A 22,964-nucleotide genomic window follows, 5' to 3' on the forward strand; every position below is an offset into this window, starting at 1 on the left:
TAAAATTAATGGTTAACTGTTTTAAACGCTCTTTTTATCCGCATGGTCATACATTAAGTGGCAAGTACAAGCTGCTTAATGCGGATGCTCCAAGTAACACAGTACCAAACTGGCTAACATATTGGCTATACCGAAGACCCACCTTAGTGTGTCGAAATTTTGCCCCTAAAAAAACAAACACATAGTAACAGGGTAAGCTGACAACCAAAAAGCACACCCCCACAACTAGGCTGGCAAAAAACCTCTCTGTACCATAATCAGGAAGCAACGAACCCGCACTAAAAGCGATTACCCAGCCTTTGACATTTAGCCACTGAAAAAGTGAAGCCTCGCGATACGTTAAAGGACGCCGCTGATTATTAGTAGATGTTGGTACGCTAACTAATAAATTTAAGGCATACAATAGCAGAAACAGCGAACCACCTAAACGGACAAAAAAACTTATCATAGGGAAATGTGCTGCTAACTCGGTAATGCCCAAGCTAATTAATACAATCTTTATCGGATATCCAAAGCAAACCCCAAAGTAATGGGGTAAGGTGCGTTTCAATCCAAAATTAATGGCAGACAGCACCAACATAATGTTATTCGGGCCAGGGCTAAGACAAGCCGCAATGGAAAATAACGCTATTATGCCTAACCATTCCAGCATTAAATGCGCCTGCCGTGGCTAAAAGTTAAATAACATAACACCCAGCCCGAGGGTGTTTTGTCTATGGTTGTAGTCCAATAAGGTTTCGCCATAACCTGAAAAAAGTTGAAGGTGTAGCCTCAGACTTTCTGGATTTGAACGACTTAGCGGATAAGTGAGATCCAATTGCCAGGCACCACGGCGGTGATTGTGCCAATTTAAACGTCTGGTTATCGTGGCTGAGCCAGGGCCCGGAACCCAGGAGAACGATACTTCTGATGAACCGATATAGCGTGTGAGGTCCGGGTTATCGTCATCTTCTTGTTTTTCTTTAATACGCCTGTTGGTTTTAAGGAATAACCCGAATTGTTCATGCTCTAATGCAAGTGCAACATAATAGCGATTCCAACTTCTGGACAGCGGTTCACTCTGCCCATTAGATTGGTGCACGAAACCCAGTTGTACCATGTTTATATTCCAGCCGAAGGGGAGCGGCTGTAAATAATTTAACGTAGGGATCACGTAAATAATTTCAGGTTGGTAATCTGTACTTCTAAATGGCGCGGAGTCTTCACTATTCCATACTTGCCAGAGTGATGTTTGTGTATAGGCAAACCAAAGATCGGCATCTGGCAGCAGCACGTTTTCAAGCATTTTTGCACGCAATGATAACTGAATTTTGGCTTCATGAGGCTTATAGTTTTCTTGTAGATCTGCGGCACCTAAGGTAGGCGTTGTCGGTTGCTTGTTAATATTGGAGCTGTAATGATAGGGCAGCACAAAATTAGCTTGGTAGGTTCGAACCGTATAGGTACCGCGTTTGTCCTCAGGTGATAATTCCCACAAACTTCTGAGCACCGAACCAATATCTGTTAATTCGACTGCGGGCACTGATTCTTCGGTGCCCGCTAAGTTAAGATTAGATCCAGTCAGAAACCAATCATCATAACATTGCAGCCTTTTGATATCAGCAAGGTTTTTGCAGTGTTCCTGCGCATAACCGCTGGCTGAGAAGATAGCTGTTAGCGCGGCGAATATCGCTTTTATCATACCGTTTTCCCGTATTTTATAGTTCTATTACCTATGGTGGTGGATGCGTTGTGTACGCCTTTGCTGGGGCAGCAGAGTCACTCTTCTGGTCTGGTATTGGAGCCTATAAGGCTTAGGTTAAATTTAAATTCAAATTTAATCAATGGGGTTGGCTGGCACAAGAACTTTTAACTGAGGTCAAATTTTGTTGTTTTCTTAGAGGTTATGTATTGACTTCAACGTGATGTAATCTGAAAAAGTCTAATTCAAATAAACACTTAATTTTTTTTCTGCATTTTAAGTATTTGTCATAAGTAAAGTTCAGCGTTTGCTTATGTATTGGTGGGATTTATGAAATGTGTTAGTTATCGATGTTTTGTTGTTCTGGATCAATAATACGATAACTTAAATTTGAATTTAAATTTAAATTTGTTACTATGCTATTTAGATATTCCGAAACTGATTACCGGCAGGGGAGCCATCCGTTAATACCACAGATTGTTAATGTTGCGATTAGTATCAAATTCTACTGGATCTGAGTTTCCACATCCCAAGGAAAGCAAGGTATGCATCTATCTAAAAATACTCTAAAACTGCTCGCTGTTGCGGCGGGTATTATCGTTGTCGCAGTTTTCCTGGCGCAAAAGTACTGGTTTTCTGAAACAACAGCTACGGATATCGCTACAGGTAATGGTCGGGTTGAAGCAACAGAAATTGCTATTTCAGCTAAAAATGCTGGCCGTGTCCGGGAGCTTTTAGTGAATGAGGGGGATTATGTAACAGCCGAACAGGTGGTGGGTTATATAGAATCGGAAGCACTTATTGCACAATTGCAGCAGGCCGAGGCTGAGCAGCGACAAGCTGAAAATGCAGTTAGTACCGCATACAGCCAGCTAGCACAGCGGAAAAGTGAAAAGGCGGCATTGGTTGCGGTACTTTCTCAACGCGAAGCTGAGCTAACAGCGGCACTAAGCCGCTCTCGTCGCACCAGTTCCCTAGCGCTGTCTGGTGCTGCGTCAAAGCAAACTGCAGAAGATGATGTGGCACAACTGCGTAGCGCTGAAGCGGCTGTTGCCGCGGCAAAAGCCCAGATAGATGCCGCTGATTCCGGTATTGCGGCGGCAGAGGCGCAAATTCAGTCGGCGAAATCCGTTACAGAAGCGGCAGAGGCCACAGTGAACCGGGTAAAAGTAGAACTACAGGATAATGTGTTGAAAGCACCGCGCGCCGGACGGATCCAATACCGAGTGGCTCAGCCAGGCGAAATTGTTGGCAGCGGTGGTCGCATACTGAATATGATTGATCTGACCGACGTTTACATGACCTTTTTTCTACCCGCCGCACAAGCCGGGCGTATTGCGATTGGTAGTGAAGTGCGGATTATTCTGGATGCGGCGCCGCATGTTTCTATTCCCGCGCAGATATCCTATGTAGCTGATGTTGCCCAATTTACCCCAAAAACGGTAGAAACTGCCAGTGAACGTGAAAAATTGATGTTCAGGGTAAAAGCTCAAATTCCCCCTGAGCTATTGCAAAAACATATCACTCAGGTAAAAACCGGTTTACCTGGTGTCGCCTGGGTAAAGCTCAGTACCGATGCACAATGGCCAGCCCACCTCCCTGAGCGAGTTACACCGTGACTGTCGCTCGTATCAAACAAGTAAGCCTGCACTATGGTAAAAATCAGGCACTGAAAAATATAACGCTTGAAATCCCATCTGGCAAAATGGTGGGGTTACTTGGTCCTGATGGGGTAGGGAAATCCAGTTTATTGTCGCTACTGTCTGGTGCAAAAAAGATACAGGCTGGGCAGATAGAGGTGTTAGATGGTGATATGAGCAGTAAAGCGCATCGCGACAAAATTTGCCCTCATATTGCTTATATGCCGCAGGGGCTCGGTAAGAATTTGTATCCCACCTTGTCGGTGGAAGAAAATTTACAATTTTTTGCCCGTTTGTTTGGTCACTCTACTGCAGAGCGTCGTCGCAGAATTGACGATTTAACTAAATCAACAGGGCTACATAAATTTCTCGACCGCCCTGCGGGTAAATTATCTGGAGGCATGAAACAAAAGCTTGGATTGTGCTGCGCACTAATCCATGACCCGCAATTTTTAATTCTGGACGAACCGACGACAGGCGTAGATCCACTAGCCCGCAGTCAGTTTTGGCAGTTGATTAGCAGGATTAAACAAGATTATCCGCAGATGAGTGTGGTTGTCGCCACCGCCTATATGGATGAGGCTGCCGCTTTCGATTGGCTGGTTGCCATGGATAATGGTGAAGTACTTGCTACCGGGACTCCAGAGGAAATTCTTGTCCGAACCTCATCATCTTCGTTGGAAGATGCCTTTATTAAACTTCTACCGGAAGAAAAGAGACACGGCTACAAACCAGTCGAAATAACACCTCTTAGCGGAGATGCAACTGATATCGCTATTGAAGCTCAGGGGCTGACGATGCGTTTTGGCGACTTCACTGCCGTTGATAATGTCAGTTTTCGTATTCGCCGTGGCGAGATTTTTGGTTTTTTGGGCTCAAATGGTTGTGGTAAATCAACTACGATGAAAATGCTTACTGGTTTGATACCAGCAACCGAAGGTAAGGCTTGGTTATTTGGTAAGGAAGTCGATCCCAGAGATCTTAACACCCGTAAACGTGTTGGTTATATGTCACAAGCGTTTTCGTTATATGGTGAACTGACAGTAGTACAAAATCTGGTGTTACATGCCCGGCTGTTCCATGTTGCGGAGCAAGATATTGCTGGCAGGGTAGCCGAAATGATCACGCGTTTTGATTTAACTGCAGTGCCAGATGAACTACCGGAAAGCTTACCTCTTGGTATCCGCCAGCGCTTGTCATTGGCTGTTGCTATGGTGCATGAGCCAGAGTTACTGATCCTGGATGAGCCGACCTCGGGCGTTGACCCTATTGCCAGGGATAATTTTTGGCGCTTGTTGATTGCTTTATCCAGGCAGGATCAGGTGACTATTTTTATTTCTACCCATTTTATGAATGAAGCCGAACGTTGCGACAGAATGTCGATGATGCATGCCGGAAAAGTGCTGGACAGTGATAAGCCGGCGCTACTGATGCAAAAACGCGGTAAAACAACGTTAGAAGCGGCCTTTATTGATTACTTAATTGAAGCCAGCGGCGACAGCCAAGCAGCAGAGCCTGAAATATTTGATGTTACGACACCAGCCAAGAGCAAAGTGTTGACCTCGCCAAAACAACTTTTTAGTGTCCAGCGTATGCTCAGTTACATGTGGCGCGAAGCGTTAGAGTTACGCCGCGATCCGGTAAGAAGTACCCTGGGCTTAATCGGATCACTCATCCTGTTATTTGTAATGGGTTTTGGCATCAGTATGGATGTAGAAGATTTACGCTATGCCGTATTGGACAGAGATCAAACGGTATTAAGCCAGAATTACACCCTTAGCTTGTCGGGATCCCGATATTTCTTAGAACAGGAGCCGCTACGAGACTATGCAGAGCTTGATAATAGAATGCGCAGTGGCGAGCTTGCTTTAGTGTTGGAAATACCGTCTGGTTTTGCTAGAGATATTGAACGGGGAACCCCTACTGCGGTGGGCGCCTGGGTAGATGGCGCTATGCCACAACGGGCCGAAACAGTTAAAGGTTATGTGCAAGGCATACATCAACATTGGCTGATGGAGCAGGCCCGTCTGCGAACTAACACTAGCGTTAGCAGTGCCGTAGGTATTGAAACTCGTTACCGCTATAACCCTGATGTGCGTAGCCTGCCAGCGATGGTACCCGGCATTATTCCACTGTTGTTACTGATGATGCCGGCAATGTTAACGGCGTTGGCAGTAGTGCGGGAAAAAGAACTGGGCTCTATTGTCAACTTGTATGTTACCCCGGTAACAAAAATAGAATTTATGCTAGGTAAGCAGTTACCCTATGTCGCTTTGGCGATAATCAATTTTTTGTTAATGTGTTTGCTGGCTGTTACTTTGTTTGAGGTGCCCATTACCGGTAGCTTTATCACCCTGCTGCTTGCAGCTGTTTTATATTGCATTATTGCTACAGGCTTGGGGCTTTTAGCTTCAACGATTACTAAAAGCCAGATAGCGGCTATGTTTTTTGCCATGTTAGCCACGATGATCCCAGCAATACAGTTTGCCGGGTTATTGGATCCGGTATCTTCAATGGAAGGCGCTGGCCGCCTTATTGGCGAGCTTTATCCTGCAACGCATATGATTGACATAAGCAGAGGAGTCTTCAGCAAAGCGCTTAATTTTAGTGATTTATATCATTCGTTTTTACCATTGGTACTGGCAATACCCGTTATTCTTACTGCGGCGGTGTTATTGCTGAAGAAGCAGGAGCGTTAATATGCGAGCATTAGCTAATATTTATCGCTTAGGGGTGAAAGAACTCTGGAGTTTAAGGCGTGATAAAATCATGCTATTTCTGATTTTCTATACCTTTACAATATCGGTTTATACCACAGCCACTGCTATGCCAGAGACATTGCATAAAGCCCCGATAGCGATAGTTGATGAAGATGCTTCACCACTTTCTGCCCGCATTGTATCGGCGTTTTATCCGCCACAGTTTAACACCCCCGAGTTAATTTCTCTGCAGCAGATGGACCCTGGAATGGACTCAGGCCGTTATACTTTTGTGGTTAATATACCACCTAACTTTCAAAGCGATATTCTAGCTGGGAACATAACCAATATACAGCTCAGTACAGATGCAACCCGAATGAGTCAGGCATTTAGCGGCAGCGGTTATATTCAGCAAATTATCATGGCGGAAATCAGCGAATTTTTGCAGCATCAGCGCGGCCTAGCGTCAACCCCTGTAGATCTTGAATTAAGGGTTAGGTTTAACCCCACGTTGGAAAAGGTGTGGTTTGGCTCCGTCATGCAGATTATCAATAATGTGACGATGCTATCGATTATCCTAACGGGCGCCGCCTTGATACGAGAGCGTGAACACGGTACCCTTGAACATTTGCTGGTAATGCCTGTTACACCCACAGAGATTATGCTGGCAAAAATTTGGTCGATGGGCGTTGTAGTGTTGTTTGCGGCCGCGTTTTCTTTGACTTTTGTGATTCAAGGCGCTTTAAAGGTACCAATTGAAGGTTCTGTCATGCTGTTCCTGCTGGGCGCTGCTTTACATCTGTTCGCAACAACGTCATTAGGTATTTTTATTGCAACCCTTGCTCGGAATATGCCCCAATTTGGCATGCTGATGATACTTATCTTATTGCCGCTGCAAATGCTTTCCGGCGGTTCTACGCCAAGAGAAAGTATGCCTGATCTAGTCCAAAATATTATGCTGGCGGCACCCACCACTCATTTTGTTAGCCAAGCGCAGGCTATTCTTTATCGTGGTGCCGGCTTGGATGTTGTTTGGCCCCAATTTCTTTGGCTAGTGATTATCGGCAGTGTTTTATTTACCTTTTCATTATCACGTTTTCGTAAAGCTATTACGCAAATGGCGTGACCAACTGTCTGCTAAGGCCAGCATACGTTTATTTCTTAGGTTTAATTTATAATATTAATGGCTGCAGTGTTTTCTAAATCGTCAAACAGGATACGCTTAATCTCTAAAATAGCCGCAGCGGTTTCCTGAACACTGTGGCCAGAGACAATAACTGTTTCAGATACCGCTTCAGGCAGGTGAGCGCTTTGGTAGGGAACTAAGCCATCATCACTGTCTTCTAGCTTTCCATCAGAGTGCGTTCTGGCAATGATAGAGTGATAGTCCACTGTCGAGGAAATTGGAAGCTTAGCAGAGGCTAAAATAAAGCTATCATCTGCTTTTAAGTTATCAATACTGTTTGGGAGGTATAGCCGATGCTTTGGGTTTGTTCCGCTAGCATCAGCGCTGCCCTGCAGTACATCAGCAAAATCCTCAAGAATAGTTAACGGCAGTTTGATCATGCCTGCGACAAAACGGCCTAATCTTTGTCCTGCAAAGGGAGTACCTCGGTGAGGTGCGGTAATAAAGATTGCCCGAGACACTTCAGGCATAGGAGAGAATTTTAATATTGGGCCTAAGCGCTCTTCAATGCGCTGCAGCTGTTTGGGTTTGAACTCAACATCCTGGAGCAATTCGTGCATTAGGTTGTCACTAGACGAAACCATTAGCCGCGCTATAACACCGCCCATGCTGTGGCCTATCACGACCATGTTGTTTGATGCGGTGGCCGAGCCTTGTGGATCATAATGATGAAACACGGCATTGATGGCATTACGGATCTCGAAGTGGTTAATCGGAATAGGAATATTAGTGGGATAATATACCTGCCACACCTGAAACTTTTCGCGCAGTATTTCATCACCCATTATTTCATTTGCTACATTTACCCAGGCCTCAGGGCTGCTAGCCAGTCCATGGATCATTAAGATAACCCTTCGATCCGGATCATATGGCTGCATCAAGTATACATGTGGTTTGTCGAAGTTTTGCTCACGGCCCAGTAAGGTACGTATCGACTGCCGGGCAAAACCCGCCTGAGCCAGCCACAGCCCATAGCCTGCGGTAAAGTGTCCGGCTAAAGGGATATGTTGCTCGTATAGCTGGGTAGCAAAGTACCGGTAAGGATCATACACCGCGAAAGTCACTTCAGTAGTGGCTAAAATATCTGCAAGGGAATCACTTTCAAAGCGCAATAAAGCGGTAACAACCGGGTACGGCATCTCGCTCCAGGTCGGTCTGGCTGCAACGTGATCTTTGCTATCGCTATTTCTGGTTAGAACGCCAGCATTAGTTTTCACGCTTCGGTCAGCAACCAACTCTGCACCAAAACCATCGCGTCGATACTGACTGCGAAGCCCCGTAAAAGCTAGAGAGGGAGCGGCAAATAAGTTATGGATCGGTTGCTCACTTTGCGCAATATTGGTTCCTGACAAATCTGTTTTGATTAACCAGCCACTCATGGAAAATGGGGCGATGTCAGAACTGACATTACTACTCTGACCATGCGCTTCAAACAGAATGGTAGCCGTCTCTTGCACGGCTAAATTGTAATAATCACGTACCTGAGTTTGTCGGTCTTCAAATGCTCGCTCTCCGGCAGAGCGGTTAGTAAAAAACAGATAAGCATAAGCATAGCGGGCAGCTTGCAGCCAGGCATGCAGACGTGCTTCGGCGGCTGTTGTTTGCGATGTTGACAGCGCCTGCTGCACCCACAGTTCTGACAAAGTAGATAAACGTCTTTCATCATTAATGCCGCTTGTTTGCAGCAGTGCGGCAATGCATTCATGGCCCGGGTTATCTAAATTGAGACAGGCGCTAACATCTAATCCAGCTACTTTTATCGTCTCTATAGAGGCCGCACTAGGTCTGTTGCTGGTAAGCACATCGCCCCGTTTAATTCTGATGTACTCGTCAGTATTCATTGAGCGAACGGCAACCGGGCTATCGAACTGCTTTAGGGTACTGCAGGCATTAAGTAAGGCTGAACACAGCAGGATAAAAAATAGCCAGGCAAGTTTGTTAAAGCCTAAGGTCATTACTAATCCTCTTTGGAAATTGCGGCTATATCAGTTCTGATCGCACGGGAAAAATTGGGATCTTCGTTGGCTTGTTGCGCGCGAACATTAATATAACCCGAAGTTTGTAACTGACTATAGCTATAACCTGGTATTAAAGCGCCCTGCTCATAAGCATACTCGGCAAAATGGCCTGACAACAAAAGCCGGTAATCTAGGGGTATACCTGGTGCAATCTGGCGGGCTAGATCAAACACAATGGTTGTACAATTGCTTGTTAGGGTATTGTAAAACTGCGGTGTGGTGCGCAGTGACTCTGCCGTTGTCAGGTAACCCAAAAACAGGGTACGAAGTTGCTGCGGGTTTAATGCCAAAGGATACAGATAAACGTCCTCTTGGCGGGCATTACTTCTGGTTAGGATAATGTCTCGTTCATCTGCTGCAATAATCACTTGCTCAAATTGTCGGAAGAAACCGCCTATGGCGGAAAAGGACTCATGCCGCTCTTTGCGGATCTCTAACGAAAAAACCAGCTGTTGGCCGTTATCAAAACCAAAGGAAACCAGAGTATGTGCAATATGCGGCCCCATCCAATAGGAAAGAATTAAGTCAGCTGAGACCAACTGCTCTAAATTGTAGTGGCGGGTTTCCCAGTTTGGCGTGTAGTCGCTTTCACTACGCCATTCGAAATTACGGACATTATGCAGTGTGACCTGGTTACCGCTTAGCTCCGATTTAAGCAAATAAGCAACATCATCGGCCCAATCACGCTGATGTGAGGGGGTAATAGTTTGCCACCAAAAAAATAATATGGCAGCTAAGAGCAGATAGGCAACTAAGGTTTTACGTATTCTTTGCAGAGGTCGATACGCTAGCATTATTACACCAGCGATACCTAAGATACTCCAGCTTGTCATTAGCAATACACGCAGAGTAAGTGAGTAATTATCTAATTGATACCACAGCGCCAGGTTTCCCCATGCTGTGGTGATTAACAGTACCAAGCAAAGAAGTAAGCGTAACATAGAGATATACATAGAGTTTCCAAATTGATAGCTAATACCATAGCAACGTAGCTATACCTAAACCAGAATCTTCGCAACTGAAATAGCCAATTCGCAGTTTTAAACCAACGATGGTTTTGGCTTGACATGCAAATTAAACTACGATTAAATTTCGGACTGACCAGTCAGTCCGAAATTTATCTTAACCAAATAGAGTGATATATGAAAGCCAAAATTAATGAGAGTGAACCTAAACGGGTACACAAGAGTGCCGGGCAACGAGAAGATGAGATTCTGTTTGCCGCGTCACAAGTTTTTGCTGATCGCGGTTATCAGAGAGCCGATGTTCAAGCGATTGCTGATCTGGCGTGTGTTGGTAAAGGCACGGTTTATCGCTATTTTTCAACTAAAGAAGTGTTATTTAAAGCGGCGATGCACTATCAGTTGAACTTACTAGTCAGGCGTCTTGAGGTCGTGCGAGATAACCATCTTGAGCCGCTGAGCCGGCTTTATGAAATGATGCGAGTATTTCTTAAGTACTTTGACCAGCATCCTGAAACAATAGAACTTTTTGTACATGAGCGCGCCGAGTTTGGCCGTGAAATTATGCCGATATATTTTCAGCTAAAAAATGAAGAATCTCATAAATGGTTGTTTATTTTCGCCGATATCCAGCAACATTACCCAGTAAGACCTGAGCTGAGCACGGAAGAGATGTCTTCACTGTGTGGTGAGTTATTGCACGGTAGCCTCTATATGACCATGGCAAAGCAGCCTCCAGTCACAGCAGTTAGCCGGTTAGAACAAGTTTTTTCATTTTATATACACGGCATTATGCAGATTGACGACCCGCTAAAGCTTATCCAGCGACAGTAACAAGTTTTTTAACATTGTACTTTTTGTAACTACGGAGAAACCCCCTATGACGTTTAATACCAAGCCAACTTTGTCAGGCAGAAAAAGCCTGAGCTGGCTTAACATTGCTGGTATGTTAAGTGCAGTTTTAATGTTAAGCGCCTGCGGTGGTGAAACATCAGAAGAGAAAAGCGCCGCTGCGGCGCCAGCGATGCCGGTAACAATTGCAGAAGTCACGACGCAAGCGGCAACTTACCAAGTGCAATACCCGGCCCGGGTAAGAGGGGCCAGGGAGGTTGAAGTGCGGGCGCAAGTCAGTGGTATTTTGCAACAACGACATTTTGAAGAAGGCAGCTTTGTTGAAAAAGGTCAGACCTTATTTCAGTTAGACCCAGAGCCCTTTCAACTGGCGCTCGACACGGCAACAGCAGAGCATGATGAAGCTACAGCTAATCAGCTACAAGCACAGCGAGAATGGGACAGGGTAGCTGAGCTTTTTAGGGAAAATGCGGTGAGTACCCGAGAATATGATCAGGCTCAGGCTCTGTTTGCAGCAGCGAATGCGCGACTTGCCCGTGCCGGTTCAGCTTTAAATGATGCGCAACGAAACCTGCGTTATACCAGAGTAGAGGCACCAATAAGTGGCGTAGTAAAAGTTGAAACTGTGTCTGAAGGAAATCTGATTGCGCAAGGCGCAATTCTTACTGAACTGGTACAGATAGATCCGGTTCAGGTGCATTTTGCTATCCCGCAGACTGATATGTTGCGCTATCGCGATAATACCATTGAGCAGCGTGCTGCAGTTGAAAACATCCAATTCATCTCAGAGCAGGGTGCAGCATTCGCAATAAAAGGCACGCTAAATTATCAGGCGCCTAGCGTTGACCCTGCCACTGGCCGTGTATTGCTAAGGGCGATTGTCAATAACGCCGATAATAACATGCTGCCAGGTCAATTCGTACGTGTCGCACTGAATCTCCAGCACTTCGAGCAGGCTATTTTAGTCGAACCCAGTGCGATCAGCCAAGGGGCAGAAGGCCCACAAGTCTTTGTCGTCAATAACAGTAATCAGGCTGAAGCTAAAAAAGTGACTCTTGGTCCGGTTATCGACGGTAAACAAGTCGTCCTCACGGGCTTACAAGCAGGCGATAAGCTGGTGGTTAATGGTCAGGTTGCCTTGCGCAACGGCGTTGCGGTAAAGATCACTAACGGCTAATCAGCCAACAAGGACTAATAATTATGTTACGTTTTTTTATTGACCGACCGCTTTTTGCATCGGTTATCTCTATTATTATTATGATCGCCGGCATAGTTGCCTTAAGGGCACTGCCCATTGAGCAATATCCCGATGTTGTACCACCGCAAGTCGTGGTCACCGCAACCTACCCAGGGGCCAGCGCTGATGTATTAAGTAACTCAGTAGCGACACTACTGGAGCAAGAAATAAACGGCGTAGATGATATGCTGTATATGGAAACCTCCAGTAACGATTCAGGTATGTTGCAGATAACCGTTTCGTTCCAAATGGGCACCGATCCGGATCAAGCGACCATTAATGTTAATAACCGGGTGCAAGCTGCTACCGCACGCTTACCGCAAGCGGTTCGCGATTTAGGGGTAAGAGTTGAATCGCGCTCCACCAATATTTTGATGGTTATTGCTCTGTATTCTGATGACAACAGCATTAGTGAACTAGATATTAGTAACTATGCACTGCTCAATGTCTTGGATGAGTTGGTGCGGGTAGAGGGGGTAGGTAATGCTTCTCTGTTTGGTGCACAAGATTATTCAATGCGCATCTGGACCGATCCGGCTAAATTGGCCGAATATGGTTTAAACTCGGCGGATATTACCAATGCAATACGCGATCAAAGTGCGCAGTATGCTGCCGGGCGTTTTGGTGCAACACCCGGCCCGTCCGGTATAGCGTTTACTTACACCGCTACCACCGACACTCAGTTAACTACGCCGGAACAATTCTCTCAGGTGATTCTACGTTCAGATGAAACAGGTAATGCTATTCGACTGGGGGATGTGGCGCGTATAGAGTTGGGAGCGCAAGATTATGGTTTTTCCGCTGCCTTTAACAACCAAGGCAGTGTACCGCTGGGGGTATATTTGCAGCCGGGTGCCAATGCGCTCGAAACGGCTCAGAATATTCATAATGTGTTAAATGACTTACAACAGCAATTTCCGGCCGGATTGTCTTATCAGATACCCTACGATACCACTGAGTTTATTCAGATTTCGGTGGATGAAGTTATCATAACCTTGTTAATAGCAGTGGTGCTTGTGGTATTGGTTACCTTTTTGTTTTTACAGCATATTCGCGCCACCTTAATTCCGGTTGCGGCGATACCTGTATCACTTATTGGTACTTTTGCCGGGATGCTGGCGTTAGGCTTTTCTATTAATATGTTGACGTTGTTTGGTTTAGTGTTGGCCATCGGCATCGTGGTAGATAATGCCATTATTGTGATGGAAAACGTTGAGCGACTTATTGCTGAAAAAGGCATGACAGCGAAAGATGCAGCCATCGAAACCATGAAGCAGGTTTCCGGTGCGGTGCTGTCTTCCACCTTAGTGCTGGTAGCTGTGTTTGCACCGGTGGCTTTTCTGGGCGGTTTAAGCGGCGAGCTGTATCAGCAGTTTGCGGTAACTATTGCCGTATCGGTCGTGGTGTCAGGTGTAGTTGCACTAACATTAACGCCCGCTATGTGTGCCTTATTGTTAGATAAACAAAGCCACAAAGTCTCTGCGCCTTTTGCACTGTTTAACCGGTTTTTCGATAAGCTGACGAATGGCTATGTGGCTGGTGTATCATTTTTAATCCGGCGCTGGCTGCTTGGCATCGCCCTTTTTATCGGTTTTAGTCTTGTCACCGTGGTGTTAGTCAGCCGTATGCCAACTGGCTTGGTACCGGCTGAAGATCAAGGTATAGCTCTGGCCGTTGCGCAATTACCTCCAGCCTCCTCATTGGCACGCAGTGAACAGTTTCGTGATCAGCTGTCAGAACAAATTCTGGCAATGGATGGGGTAGAGGATTTTATTGCCTTTGCCGGTTTTGACATTTTAACCAGCTCGATGCGCACCAACTCGCTGGCCGGTTTTATAAATTTAAAAGACTGGAGTGAACGTACCGGTGCAGGGTTAAGTGCGCAGGAAATTGCACAAAAGATTATGGGCATGGGCTTTGGTATGCAAGAAGCCAATGTGTTTGTTTTTGTGCCACCACCCATTCAGGGGCTGTCTTTAACCGGTGGTGTAGAAGGCTATATGCAGTTACGCGGCGAGGCTGATCCAGATGCACTCAATAATATGGCGCAGCAGGTGGTTGCGGCAGCAAATCAGCGGCCGGAATTAGTCGGTGTGCGTAGTATGCTGGAAACCAATGTACCGCGCTATATGCTGCAAGTTGACCGCGAAAAAGCTCAAACTATGGATGTACCTTTAAACGCGCTGTTTAGCACCCTGCAAACTACCTTTGGCTCCAGCTACATTAACGATTTCTCTTACCGGGGTCGCTTGTGGCAAGTCAATATGCAAGCAGACGGTGAATATCGTCAGTCACCGGAAAATCTGCGGGATGTCTATGTGCGGGCAAACAGCGGTGCAATGGTGCCGGTAAGTGAGCTAGTGACCGCAGAACGCGTGACAGGTGCTGATGTGTTGAATCGCTTTAACCTGTACGCTGCAGCTAAAATTATGGGTGATCCCGCTCCCGGCTATACCTCCGGCCAAGCAAAAATGGCACTGGATGAGGTTATTAACGGTTTTCGCGATCAAGCTAATATCCAAATGGGCTGGGTCGGCGAAGCTTATCAATTAGACGCTGCGTCTGGCGCGGCCGCTTCAGCTTTTGGGTTGGGCTTGTTGATGGTTGTGTTAATACTTATTGCGCAGTATGAACGGATTAATTTGCCGTTTGCTGTTGTTACTGCCGTACCCTTTGGTGTTTTTGGGGCGGCGCTATTTTCAATGCTTCGGGGATTCCCTAACGATGTCTATTTTCAGGTAGGTTTATTAGTGCTTATTGGTTTAGCTGCCAAGAATGCGATTTTGATCGTCGAGTTTGCGGCGCAAAACCGTAAAGAGGGGATGAGCTCTACTGATGCTGCTATTACTGCGGCACGCCAACGTTTTCGGGCGATTATCATGACCGCCGCGACTTTTATCATCGGGTGTTTACCACTGATGTTTGCGTCAGGTGCAGGTGCAGCGAGTCGTCAGGAAATCGGCACTGTGGTGGTAGGTGGCATGATAGCTGCCAGTTCACTTGCCTTATTCTTCGTACCTTTGGCCTATAAAGTGTTAGAAGACTTTAGTGGCTGGTACCGCAATAGAAACGTTAAATCATCTGCTATGCAAGGACCTGAACAATGAATAAGCACAGTTTAAAATTAACCTTAGTGGCGCTGAGTATAGCTTCAGCCAGTTTGCTTAGTGGTTGTACTATGGGGCCTGACTATAAAAAAGCAGATATCGCCTTGCCAGAACAGTGGTTATCACCTATCGCTCAGCGTAGCGAGCAACAAGCCGAGTGGCAGAACTGGTGGCAACAATACGATGACCCCGCATTGAATGCGTTGGTAGAACGTGCGTTGCAAGATAACCTGGACTTGCAACTGCAGCTGTCCCGTATTGAACAAGCTCGCGCAGAACTCGGTTTTGAGCGGGCAAATCGTTGGCCAACCTTGTCGGCACAAGCTGCCGTAAGCAGAGAACAGCAACCTGCTGCCGCTATGGTTGCTTTCCCCGGTGGGAATACGGTTAATAGCCAATACAGTGTGACCGGGATGCTGAGTTACGAAATTGATTTATGGGGGCGCTTAAGTCGGCAACGTGAGGCGGCAGCCGCCTTGTTAGAACAATCAATATTGGCGGCAGACGCAGTCAGGTTAGCCCTGACTGCTGATGTCATCAGCTATTACTTTAGTGTACAGGCCTTGCAGCAACAGCTGTTGACTCTCCAGGCTAATGTAGATTCATTGAGTCAATCGCTGACAATAGAACAGCGCCGCTATGATATGGGTGCCTCTGACCAATTAACATTGCAGCGCAGTAAAGCTGCCCTAGCTTCAGCAACGGCCATGCTGCCAGATTTGCAAGAAACATTGCAGTTAAGCCAAAGCGCCCTTGCCATTCTGGTGGGGTATAGTCCACAGGAACTGCTGAGTAAAGTGAGTTTTGGTCAGCGCTCCCTGGCGGATTTAAGTATACCGGATAAGCTACCTGCGCATACTCCATCAGAACTTTTATTAAACCGACCCGATGTGCGGGCGGCGGAAGCTAATCTGATGGCGGCCAATGCCCGGATCGGTATTGCGCAAGCCGCCCGATTTCCGAGCTTTAACTTGAATGCTGTGGGAGGTAGCTCTGCCCTAAGCAGTAGTGATTTGTTTAGTTCTGGTGCAGAGCATTGGTCAGTAACCGGGAATCTAGCAGCACCACTATTTGATTTCGGTCGGTTGGCGCGGCAGGTTGAAAGTGCAGAGGCGCAGCGTGAGCAGGCTAATGTCGCTTATCAACAAACAGTACTTGCTGCTGTGGGTGACGCGCAAGATGCTATTTCGCTATTACACATTTCAGCAACACGGGCACAAGCGTATACAGAGCAACATCAAGCCCTGACCGAAAGTTACCGGCTGGCGCAGTTACAGTATAACGCCGGAGCGATAAGTTCTTTTGAGTTATTAGCCAATCAACGAGAGCTATTGAATGCCGAAATTTCTGTTACCGATGCCAAGCGTCAGCACTTGTTAGCGTATACCACGCTATTTAAGGCTTTTGGCGGTAGTTGGCAAACTGATAACTGAATTAGTAAGCTTTCAGCTAGTATTATTTAGATAAGACCGATAAATTTGCCTGGTTTTACATAGTGTAAGATTGGGCTTTTTTTGCGCCCTGGAAGGCTAGAGAATGTGTAGGAATACAGTTTACCGTGTGGTATGTCTGGATGGATATGTTACAAGACAGATAGAATATCTATCCGCCTTGAGCTGGCGATACATAGCACCCGACATGTATGGTAGTATGTCTAATAAGCACCTGGCCTATATCTGGCAGGGGTAATTCAACCATTTACTCTCTTAAACCTGCCTAAAATTGAAAAGCGTAATCACAAGTTAAGAATATCAGTCGTCAACGTTGACAACATAACGTGCTACTCACTCAAGAAATCGTTTGATAGCTAATTCACATTATGGCAAGAAAAGCTATTTAGAAGCTAAGTATGGCGACAGCAGTGACGTTCATGACGATTGGGAACTTGACGAGGACTTCACATCAATTGATGATGAAGTCCACATACGAGTGAACCAGCTTGATGGGGATACAGGGCCTGATCCAATAGAAGTTGCTTGGTATGACTTTCATAAACATGATTGAGCCTGCAAAAAAGGTTGCAAGGCTAACTGATGGTTAGTAAAAAACGGCGGGATGTCCCGCCGTTAGGTTAACGCTTGGTCATAATGCTCCAGTGATACATGGCCACTTCCATAAAAACATCCGGTGATAAGCCGAACATGGCTTCAAAATCATCTGCGTACTGTATGCAGAACTCCGCAATCTCGAATGAGCAGGCTGACGGCACCCGGTACATTTCGTCTTCCTGAAGATATTTCAAAGCTAGCCTGTTTCATAGTTATGAAAACACTTTTGGAGTGTATCGCTCAAGCAGTGTTCAATTTCCTTAATGCAATACGTGCTTTGTGCCTGATTGTGTGTTTAATTGATTAAACATCACTTCAGCCAGTGGTTGCAGACTTATACTGCTTTGACTATCTGCAATATGTTCTAGCAACAATTGATACATCGTATGTGGATCGCGTTTATGTTGGGTGCTAAGCGTTTCGATTTTAAACTCCCGAAAAAGAGTTTGAATGTGGCCAAATGTTTTTTGAGTTAGCATTTTGGCCAACGTGTCGCACTCTTTATCCAATAAACCAAGAGCATACATTTCAGACAGATTTATAATGAAGGCTTTTCTAGCAGATAAGTCTGGTAAGCTAAAGACAACGTTTTTATCAAACCGGCCATGACGTATTACAGCAGGGTCCAGTCTTTCTGCCATATTGGTTGCAGCTAACACAAAAACGGGCTGAGCTTGCTTGGTAAAACCATCCATACGGGTTAGCAAGGTATTTACGGCAAGGTGATTAAGTGAGCCTTGGTGTGAGCGACTCATTGCAATCGCGTCGAATTCATCCAAAAAAACAATACTCGGCGCGTATTGCTCTGCTACTTTGAAAAGATGATTGATGTTAGCAACGACATTTCCTTGCATCAGATCCGCTGCATTGACAGAAATAAACGGAACACCGCATTCACCTGCAACGGCTCTGGCAAAATGGCTTTTCCCTGTACCCGGCGGGCCGCTGAGTAAGATCCCTGCTGGTATGTCGATCTCTACTAGTTTTTCTGATTGAAGGCATTTGATGATGAAGTTAAATTGCCGCTTAAGTGCGTCCATACCAAATACGTGGTTAAAGTTCTGCTGAGGAATGTAAGGCACTTTCATATATGCCTGCGGAAAGTCTTTGTGGTCGAAATGAATTGAATAAATTGGATTGACCAATTGCACCGTTATGCCCTTGCTCTCTTGCTTGATTTGAAAATCAAAATGCACTTGCATATTACGTCTGCGGTAGCTGTCAGCCGACCTGAGTAAGCGTGTTCTTTTTGCTACTTTATTTAGCAGAGCTTGCAGCGTATTTTTGTTCAATGTATCTATCGGATAACACTTGATATTGGCTGCAGTTAGCACAGCATCTTTTACCAAATTGCTGCCAAACCGAAATATCTGAAGCGGTTGTTTTTGCTGAATCACAACATCTGGTGGTAGTTCAATGTTATGCAGTAAAAGGGCGTCGACCGACGAGTGTTGATTGTACTTTATAAATCCACGCACGTTATAAAACACTTCTACCGAGGGAAATATCGTTTTCAACTTTTTAGCCAGATCAACATTGTCTGTGACCACCGCAATTCGAGAGTTTGAAATATCTTCAGGGATATCAATGAAGATGGGTGTGCTGTGCTCCACTTCGATACCTCTAGAGAAAAGGTGCTGCAGAATCTGCTGTTGCAGTTTGCTCGCCTGACTTTTAATGGTCCGAGGGTTAAGTTCCCCTCCTAAAGTTTCTAGCAAAATTTCTGCGGTATTGTTTGGCCAGATTATTGGTTGATTTGCTTCTAGCTGTTGGCTTTGCGCTTCTGCCACATCCAATAAGTGTTCAATTTTTAATGGCCGGAATAGCGAAATGTAACCTTTGCTTAAGCGGTTGATGAGCTCAGGTGATAACGAGTGTTCATTTGCCTCATTCATGAGTAGCGAGGGCAAATTAATATGGTTACTTTCTGGTAACATGGCACACTGGCTACCGAGGTTAGTTGTAAAAATGATAAAGCATTGGCTGAAATCGACAGACATTTTACTAGTATGATCTTGCACCACACCTTTTTCCAGTAGGCTTAATAAAGCTTGACGCACATGGGGGTGTGCTTTTTCAATTTCATCAAAAAGGATGACCGTCTTGGGGTTGATTAGCACGGCTGTTGTTAAATCACCCAGTGCAGAGTCTACATACTGCGAGCCAGATCCAAATAATTTTGCTGCTGCATCTTTGTGGGAATATTGCTCCATATTCAGTGACAACAACTGATAGCCAGGCGAAAAGAATTGGTTTAGGCCATCAACAACTAATTCTGCCAATGATGTCTTGCCAGTACCGGGGCTGCCCATAAATGTTGTGACCCCCAAAGGACCATAGATAGCACTGTTGCTAAAAGCGCAACCCAGCATTTCACAAAGCTTATTCATCGCTTCGGTTTGTCCAATAACTTTCTGCTGACAAAAATCTCTAAATTGCAGCAGCTTTTTTTGCGTGCACAGGGCGGTGAGTGGTTGCGAATTTTTCTGGCAAAACGCTTTGAGTACATCTGAACAATAACTGTGATATTGCACATTACCCTGAAACAGCATGGTTAGATTGTGAAAGTCCAGTTGTACATGTTCACGATCTGGTGCTGCTTGCAAAACACAGCTTAGGAGGTATTGAGCCTGAGGTGTCCAATGAATAACGTTAAGTATTTTACTTGCGTAGTGAAACCAGCTTTGAGTGGTTGTTTTGGCATCTGCAGCAAAAGTTCGATAATCAATGTTTGAATGCATCACTTGGCGGCACTGCAGTACTTTTTCTGGGAATTGAAATGCCGCACTGGCACGATTAAGTCTTTTAGCAATCGTTGCGAGAATGGATGGGACACCTAACAGTGCCGCAAAAACCATAGCATCATTGCAGGGGACCAATTCTTTGCTACTAATTTGACTATGAAATTTTGTTAGTGTGTTAGCTGCAAAGCTTTCACTTGTCACCAGGTAGGTCAATTGTTCGATAAATAACCCGGTTTGCACATCATTTGCCCTTAACTTTAAGGGGTTGGCGTTAAAAAAAATATTGTTTGCTTGCATGACATTTTTCGCGGCCATGTTGCTAGCGGTTTGGTCTTTATCTGCTGCGTAAATTGGTTTAGTGATGTTGTTCATATAAGACCTCGTTGCCTGAGTGACATTTGGATATGATGTTGATAGTAGTTTTACTCGGTTAAGCGGCTTCGTTAGTTTTGTTTCGTTTTAAGAGGTATTACCCTCAACCAGCCCAAGCAAGGTTTCAAAGGCACTACCATCTTGCCGCGTCATGTTAGGTATAAAGCGGCTATAGCGTTCAAACAGCATTTTTGTGGTGCTATGCCCTAACTGTTTTGCGATCCATTCAGGATTTTCTCCGGCTGCAAGCCACAAAGTTGCTGCGGTGTGTCGAGTTTCATAGGCACGTCTGGAAGGTAGCCCCAGTAACTGTAAGGTCGGGTTCCAGATCCGCTTGGTGATATTGCGATGATCCAGTGGATTACCGGCGCTATTGCAAAACACATAGTCGTTGTGACCAGTGAGATCGTTTTGTGCTAACAATGCGGTTATAACGGGTTTTGATAGAGCTACTGAACGGTATGAACTATGGTTTTTCGGCGTTTCAACTTTTCCGTTGACGATCGTTTCTTGAACAATGATTTGTTTCCTTTCAAAATCAACATACTTCCATTTCAGTCCATCGATTTCTGCAGTTCTTAAACCGGTAAAGAATCGCACAGTATAGTAGTGTCGGAAATCGGATCTGACCCCAGCAAGAAAAATACGGACTTCTTGCAGTGTCAGCGGATTAATTAGCGGTTTTTCGATTTTCAGCGGCTCAATATCCACAAACGGATTCTCGAACTTATAGCGTTTTGAGCCCTCTGCTAATAAACGGTGAAGCTGCACCATTATATGGTTGATCCAATCGTTGGATATGCGCTTATTTTTGCCTTGCGGCTTGGTGAGGCTTGCGCGGAATTTTAAAATATCCGCTCGGTTTATATTAGCTAGCCTGGTGGTTGCAAAGTTGGGTAGCAGATATTTTTCGTAAATAGCGCTGACATTAGCAAGGTGGCTGGCTTTCCAAACTCCCTCATGTTCCGCTAACCACTCTGATGCAAAAGCGTTGAAAGTAGGGCAATCATGATAAAGCGAGGGTATCGATTTTTCTAGCTGATTGCTTTGTTGTTTAATTTTACTGTCAAGCTCAGCAAACTGTGCTGCCCTTGGGCTACCAGGAAAGAAATCTGAGTAAACAAATTGCTGTAAACGGATCGCAGCTTCGATATCGTTGGCAAGTTTTGTTAGCTTTGCCCGATTTATTTTCGAGTCGGATAAGGCGGTTTGCTCGCGGCAGCGGATACCTTTGTAGCGAAAATCCAGCACGAGTTTGTTACTTCTTAAGCTGATACTAGCCATTGCAAACTCTCCCAGCTGCCATTGGGATAAGTTGCTTAGGACGAACGGTATGAATATACAACTCAGTCTCTACGGCTTCCCAGATATAGAAAATCTTCCGTCCACCAAATGGCCTGATATAATGTATCCCTTCCAGAAATACGGTGTCTTTCAGAACACGGTTAATGTAACCTGCGCTAAACTGTATTTTTGCTGACAGTTCTCTTGTGGTAATAAGGGTTCGAGACATAGCTTTCATCCTCCGGTTGTTCTTTCAGAGAACATTATTGCAGAGGATTTATGTTCTGTCAAAGAACATTTGTGTTTTTTTGGGGGGAAGCATGATCCTTTTCAGGATAAAAGAGTTAGTTGCTGAGAAAGAAAAGCGTGAAAACCGCAAGGTTACGCTGGCAGAAATCTCTCAGCATACGGGGGTAAACCGTACCTCATTATCCAAAATGCAAAATCCAGATATGAAGCACTCGACAACAACGAGTGCTATCGATTCGTTATGCCGCTTCTTTGACTGTAACGTCGAAGACATTATGGTTTATGTCAAAGATCCTGAGTAAATCGGAATAAATGGCGAGAAAAATTAAAATGTGACCACTCAATAGGGTGGTCATTTTTTTTATCACAACACAATAGCCCAAAATCAGATTTGGTCACAAGATGGTCACAGCAGTGGTTTTGTATCAAAAATAGAAAAATTAATGAAAAGACTATTTGGCGATGTCTGTTTGAATAAAAAATTGCGTTAAAGTAAAAGACACAATTTATTAGTGGTTTAAAAGCAAAAACGCCGCTCATTGAGTGGCGTTTTTGTTTGAATTTGTTGGTGCGTCCTAGTGGACTCGAACCACCGACCCCCACCATGTCAAGGTGGTGCTCTAACCAGCTGAGCTAAGGACGCACACTTCTGATTGCAGGCCAACGCTTAGCTTGGCAGACAACGGCGGCTATGTTATTGCGCCGTTGGGGCAATGGCAAGTGTTTTTATGGTTGCATTGGCAGTTTGCTGTATTTTTCACCGCCCTGGCAACGTGGTGTAACTTAACGTTGCGGGGTGAGCTGCAACGTAAGCGTCCATTTTAGGACGTATTGACGCCTTATAGATTTCGGCCAAGCATCCTGGCTAGATGTCTTTCATGATCT

General features: G+C 45.3%; 16 protein-coding genes and 1 tRNA gene. 9 read left to right on the top strand and 8 right to left on the bottom strand.

The window, feature by feature from the left end; translation table 11 throughout:
- Window positions 1-46: 46 nt before the first annotated feature.
- Window positions 47-652 carry a LysE family translocator gene (locus J3B89_RS19450; RefSeq protein WP_215399300.1) on the bottom strand — a complete coding sequence of 202 codons (606 nt, stop codon included), beginning with the start codon at window positions 650-652 and terminating at the stop codon, window positions 47-49.
- Window positions 653-670: 18 nt separating this feature from the next.
- The gene (locus J3B89_RS19455; RefSeq protein ID WP_215399301.1) at window positions 671-1,681 is read right to left on the bottom strand and encodes a phospholipase A; all 1,011 of its coding nucleotides are present in this window, start codon (window positions 1,679-1,681) and stop codon (window positions 671-673) included.
- Between the two features lie 545 nt (window positions 1,682-2,226).
- Between J3B89_RS19455 and J3B89_RS19460 the strand changes: the two genes are divergently transcribed.
- Genes J3B89_RS19460 through J3B89_RS19470 form a run of 3 tightly spaced genes read left to right on the top strand, consistent with a single transcriptional unit; the run spans window position 2,227 to window position 7,146 of the window.
- Window positions 2,227-3,300, top strand: coding sequence for an HlyD family secretion protein (locus J3B89_RS19460; protein WP_215399302.1), 1,074 nt, complete (start codon window positions 2,227-2,229; stop codon window positions 3,298-3,300).
- On the top strand, window positions 3,297-6,020 hold the full coding sequence (gene rbbA, locus J3B89_RS19465) for a ribosome-associated ATPase/putative transporter RbbA (RefSeq protein ID WP_215399303.1): 2,724 nt from the start codon (window positions 3,297-3,299) through the stop codon (window positions 6,018-6,020). The genes J3B89_RS19460 and rbbA overlap by 4 nt, the downstream gene beginning before the upstream one ends.
- 1 nt (window position 6,021) lies before the next feature.
- A complete protein-coding gene (locus J3B89_RS19470) occupies window positions 6,022-7,146 on the top strand; it encodes an ABC transporter permease (RefSeq protein WP_215399304.1) in 1,125 nt (374 codons plus the stop codon).
- Between the two features lie 41 nt (window positions 7,147-7,187).
- Here the strand turns inward: J3B89_RS19470 and J3B89_RS19475 are convergent, their stop codons facing one another.
- Together J3B89_RS19475 and J3B89_RS19480 are read right to left on the bottom strand one after the other, a co-directional pair.
- Entirely contained in the window at window positions 7,188-9,161 is a 1,974-nt protein-coding gene (locus J3B89_RS19475; protein WP_215399305.1) for an esterase/lipase family protein, read from the bottom strand.
- Between the two features lie 2 nt (window positions 9,162-9,163).
- The gene (locus J3B89_RS19480) at window positions 9,164-10,018 is read right to left on the bottom strand and encodes an Lnb N-terminal periplasmic domain-containing protein (protein WP_251372585.1); all 855 of its coding nucleotides are present in this window, start codon (window positions 10,016-10,018) and stop codon (window positions 9,164-9,166) included.
- 348 nt (window positions 10,019-10,366) lie between these two features.
- Between J3B89_RS19480 and J3B89_RS19485 the strand changes: the two genes are divergently transcribed.
- From J3B89_RS19485 to J3B89_RS19505, 5 genes are all read left to right on the top strand, one after another.
- Window positions 10,367-11,020: a TetR/AcrR family transcriptional regulator gene (locus J3B89_RS19485; protein ID WP_215399307.1), complete on the top strand. Its 654-nt coding sequence runs from the start codon at window positions 10,367-10,369 to the stop codon at window positions 11,018-11,020.
- A 46-nt stretch (window positions 11,021-11,066) separates the two neighbouring features.
- Window positions 11,067-12,215, top strand: coding sequence for an efflux RND transporter periplasmic adaptor subunit (locus tag J3B89_RS19490; protein ID WP_215399308.1), 1,149 nt, complete (start codon window positions 11,067-11,069; stop codon window positions 12,213-12,215).
- A gap of 23 nt (window positions 12,216-12,238) precedes the next feature.
- Window positions 12,239-15,382: an efflux RND transporter permease subunit gene (locus tag J3B89_RS19495; protein WP_215399309.1), complete on the top strand. Its 3,144-nt coding sequence runs from the start codon at window positions 12,239-12,241 to the stop codon at window positions 15,380-15,382.
- Entirely contained in the window at window positions 15,379-16,815 is a 1,437-nt protein-coding gene (locus tag J3B89_RS19500) for an efflux transporter outer membrane subunit (RefSeq protein ID WP_215399310.1), read from the top strand. Before J3B89_RS19495 ends, J3B89_RS19500 begins: the two co-directional genes overlap by 4 nt.
- Window positions 16,816-17,182: 367 nt before the next feature.
- A complete protein-coding gene (locus J3B89_RS19505; protein ID WP_215399311.1) occupies window positions 17,183-17,386 on the top strand; it encodes a hypothetical protein in 204 nt (67 codons plus the stop codon).
- Between the two features lie 67 nt (window positions 17,387-17,453).
- Here the strand turns inward: J3B89_RS19505 and J3B89_RS19510 are convergent, their stop codons facing one another.
- The 3 genes from J3B89_RS19510 to J3B89_RS19520 all read right to left on the bottom strand — a co-directional run bounded on the left by J3B89_RS19510 (window position 17,454) and on the right by J3B89_RS19520 (window position 21,830).
- Window positions 17,454-17,624, bottom strand: a complete 171-nt coding sequence (locus J3B89_RS19510; protein ID WP_215399312.1) for a hypothetical protein — start codon at window positions 17,622-17,624, stop codon at window positions 17,454-17,456.
- Between the two features lie 66 nt (window positions 17,625-17,690).
- Window positions 17,691-20,546 (bottom strand): AAA family ATPase, encoded by a 2,856-nt coding sequence (locus J3B89_RS19515; RefSeq protein WP_215399313.1) that lies wholly within the window; start codon window positions 20,544-20,546, stop codon window positions 17,691-17,693.
- A gap of 87 nt (window positions 20,547-20,633) precedes the next feature.
- On the bottom strand, window positions 20,634-21,830 hold the full coding sequence (locus tag J3B89_RS19520; protein WP_215399314.1) for an Arm DNA-binding domain-containing protein: 1,197 nt from the start codon (window positions 21,828-21,830) through the stop codon (window positions 20,634-20,636).
- A 320-nt stretch (window positions 21,831-22,150) separates the two neighbouring features.
- Between J3B89_RS19520 and J3B89_RS19525 the strand changes: the two genes are divergently transcribed.
- Window positions 22,151-22,381 carry a helix-turn-helix domain-containing protein gene (locus J3B89_RS19525; protein ID WP_215399315.1) on the top strand — a complete coding sequence of 77 codons (231 nt, stop codon included), beginning with the start codon at window positions 22,151-22,153 and terminating at the stop codon, window positions 22,379-22,381.
- 264 nt (window positions 22,382-22,645) lie between these two features.
- Here the strand turns inward: J3B89_RS19525 and J3B89_RS19530 are convergent.
- A tRNA-Val gene (locus J3B89_RS19530) sits at window positions 22,646-22,722 on the bottom strand.
- Window positions 22,723-22,964: the final 242 nt, after the last annotated feature.

This window comes from Rheinheimera oceanensis, from assembly GCF_018831085.1.
Lineage (GTDB): Bacteria > Pseudomonadota > Gammaproteobacteria > Enterobacterales > Alteromonadaceae > Alishewanella > Alishewanella oceanensis.

Coding starts and splice junctions, on each gene's coding strand:
- J3B89_RS19485 (WP_215399307.1), top strand. CDS start 10,367: ATGAAAGCCAAAATTAATGAGAGTGAACCTAAACGGGTACACAAGAGT.
- J3B89_RS19475 (WP_215399305.1), bottom strand. CDS start 9,161: ATGACCTTAGGCTTTAACAAACTTGCCTGGCTATTTTTTATCCTGCTG.
- J3B89_RS19495 (WP_215399309.1), top strand. CDS start 12,239: ATGTTACGTTTTTTTATTGACCGACCGCTTTTTGCATCGGTTATCTCT.
- J3B89_RS19470 (WP_215399304.1), top strand. CDS start 6,022: ATGCGAGCATTAGCTAATATTTATCGCTTAGGGGTGAAAGAACTCTGG.
- J3B89_RS19455 (WP_215399301.1), bottom strand. CDS start 1,681: ATGATAAAAGCGATATTCGCCGCGCTAACAGCTATCTTCTCAGCCAGC.
- J3B89_RS19460 (WP_215399302.1), top strand. CDS start 2,227: ATGCATCTATCTAAAAATACTCTAAAACTGCTCGCTGTTGCGGCGGGT.
- J3B89_RS19450 (WP_215399300.1), bottom strand. CDS start 652: ATGCTGGAATGGTTAGGCATAATAGCGTTATTTTCCATTGCGGCTTGT.
- J3B89_RS19500 (WP_215399310.1), top strand. CDS start 15,379: ATGAATAAGCACAGTTTAAAATTAACCTTAGTGGCGCTGAGTATAGCT.
- J3B89_RS19490 (WP_215399308.1), top strand. CDS start 11,067: ATGACGTTTAATACCAAGCCAACTTTGTCAGGCAGAAAAAGCCTGAGC.
- J3B89_RS19515 (WP_215399313.1), bottom strand. CDS start 20,546: ATGAACAACATCACTAAACCAATTTACGCAGCAGATAAAGACCAAACC.
- J3B89_RS19480 (WP_251372585.1), bottom strand. CDS start 10,018: ATGCTAGCGTATCGACCTCTGCAAAGAATACGTAAAACCTTAGTTGCC.
- J3B89_RS19525 (WP_215399315.1), top strand. CDS start 22,151: ATGATCCTTTTCAGGATAAAAGAGTTAGTTGCTGAGAAAGAAAAGCGT.
- J3B89_RS19520 (WP_215399314.1), bottom strand. CDS start 21,830: ATGGCTAGTATCAGCTTAAGAAGTAACAAACTCGTGCTGGATTTTCGC.